This is a genomic window from Puniceibacterium confluentis (genome assembly GCF_007923445.1).
GTDB classification, from domain to species: domain Bacteria; phylum Pseudomonadota; class Alphaproteobacteria; order Rhodobacterales; family Rhodobacteraceae; genus Puniceibacterium; species Puniceibacterium confluentis.
The window spans coordinates 1-2,102 of the sequence record NZ_VOJI01000067.1 but is presented as its reverse complement, the minus strand read 5'-3'; the positions used below and the strand labels follow the sequence as shown (position 1 = coordinate 2,102).

Annotated in this window: 1 protein-coding gene and 1 pseudogene; both read left to right on the top strand. The window is 63.9% G+C overall.

From position 1 onward, the window contains the following. Positions 1 to 185: 185 nt before the first annotated feature. Positions 186 to 1,541, top strand: coding sequence for an IS1380-like element ISPme1 family transposase (locus FOY53_RS22520; protein ID WP_146592524.1), 1,356 nt, complete (start codon positions 186 to 188; stop codon positions 1,539 to 1,541). A 280-nt stretch (positions 1,542 to 1,821) separates the two neighbouring features. Next, positions 1,822 to 2,102 (top strand): annotated as a pseudogene (locus tag FOY53_RS22515) (MFS transporter); the annotation flags it as partial.

Below are 2,102 nucleotides of genomic sequence, written 5' to 3'. Positions count from 1 at the left end.
TCGGACTCAAACCGATACATCGCGGGATGCTGCACGGCAATCAGGGCGGCCTTGCTGAAGGTTCTGTTGCCCATTCCGACTGATGATTTGCCCCACATTCTCCAAGTAAGTCGCTGATTTCGCTGTCGTAATCGTGATATTTCGCATATAAATCATGGCGTTGACGGCTGCGAGGGGCGCGTTTCATGGATCACCTGGAGGGTGCGGGCTTGGCGCGGGGAGATCGGGTTGATTTCGACCGCCGTGTGCGTCTGGAGTTCCGTGGTGCGCAGATCAGTTCAGACGGTGGCCTGCTGGTGATGCGCGAGCTTGATGACGTGCTCGGCCTGTCCAATCAGGCGTCGGAGGCGCTGCGAGACAGCCGCACCGGGAAGAACACGCTCCATCGGCTTGACGGATTGTTCCGGCAATCGGTGTTCGGACGACTGGCCGGATACGAGGATGTGAACGATGCCGACCGCTTGGCCCTCGATCCCGTGATGCGTCAGGTCGTTGGCGGCAGGGCCGTCGAGGCGCAAGCTGCTTCGGCATCGCAGATGGGACGGTTCGAGACCGAGACGCTGGCTCTGGCCGCGAACCGGGCGGCGCTGGCCGATCTGAACGGCCAATGGATCGACCGGTTTCATGACCGCAACGGGTTGAAATACATCGTGCTGGACATGGACAGCTCGGTCAGCCCCACCCACGGCGATCAGGAAGGTGCTGCCTGGAACGGGCATTTCGACTGCACCTGCTATCACCCCATCTTCTTGTTCAACCAGTTTGGCATGCTGGAGCGCTGCGCCCTGCGTAACGGCAATGTCCACAGCGCCGATGGCTGGCGGGATGTCCTTGATCCCGTCATTGCCCGATATGCTGGCCGCGACCTTGGTGGACGCTTCTTCCGGGCCGACGCTGCCTACGCGATCCCCGCGATCTATATGCGGCTGGAAGAAGCCAGGTTCTTCTACGCCATCCGTCTGCCCGCCAACGCCGTCTTGCGCGAGAAGATCGCGCATCGGCTGACACGGCCCGTGGGACGGCCTTCGCTGACCAAGGTCAAACGGTTCTTCGAGGACTTCGAGTATCAGGCGGCGTCCTGGGACAAGCCGCGCCGCGTCATCGCCAAGATCGAATGGCATCCGGGCGAGCTGTTCCCCAAAGTCGGCTTCATCGTCACCAACCTGCCGATGGAGCCAGACTGGGTGGTGAGGTTCTACAACCAGCGCGGCACCGCAGAGCAGCACATCAAGGAAGGCAAATATGCCTTTCGCTGGACGCGGCTGTCATGCCGGAAGTTCCGGCACAACGAGGTGCGGCTGCAACTGCACGCGCTGGCCTACAACCTGGCAACCTTCCTGCGCTGCATCGAACTGCCCGAGGCCATGGCGGACTGGTCGTTGACCAGCCTGCAACTCAAGCTGATCAAGATCGGCGCCCGCGTCGTCCGCCACGCCCGCGCCATTACCTTCCAGTTGGCCGAGGTCGCCGTCACCGGCCCGATGGTGCGGGCCGTCCTTGCCGCCATCCGCCGTCTTCGAACGCCTCCGTCATGCGCATGACCACGATCCATGCCCAAGCTGAACGAAAGCGGCAGGACAGGTCCGTCTGCCGCGCGGGAAAGCGGCTCTGCCGGGCCAGAATGCTGCGGGTTCGAGGCTTGATCCACCCGACTTCGGCCGTTTGCGCGACGACAGACACCGCTCGGGGCGAAGAACGCTTGCCCAGCGAGCAAAATCAGGCGATCTTGAAGTCAAGCGGCAGGCCACTTGGGGAATGTCGGATTCCCCCGCGCGCATTTGACCCTTGCCCCCGCCGCAGCAGAGGTTAAGCCTAGCAGCCATGATCGCATCCAGCCCCGCCTCCGACAGAACCGCCCGCCGGAACGTCCTCGTCCTCGTCGCAGCCCAGGCCATCCTCGGCGCGCAGATGCCGATGATCTTCACCGTGGCGGGCCTCGCCGGGCAGAGCCTTGCCCCCAATGCCTGCTGGGCCACCCTCCCGATCAGCGCCGCCGTCATCGGCTCCATGCTGACCGCCACCCCGATCTCGGCCTTCATGCAGCGCCATGGCCGCCGCGCGGGCTTTGCCATCGGCGCGCTGGGCGGCGGGATCGGCGGGGT

Bases quoted from the DNA above. Each gene is read 5' to 3' on its own strand.
- FOY53_RS22520 (WP_146592524.1), top strand. From the start codon at position 186: ATGGATCACCTGGAGGGTGCGGGCTTGGCGCGGGGAGATCGGGTTGAT.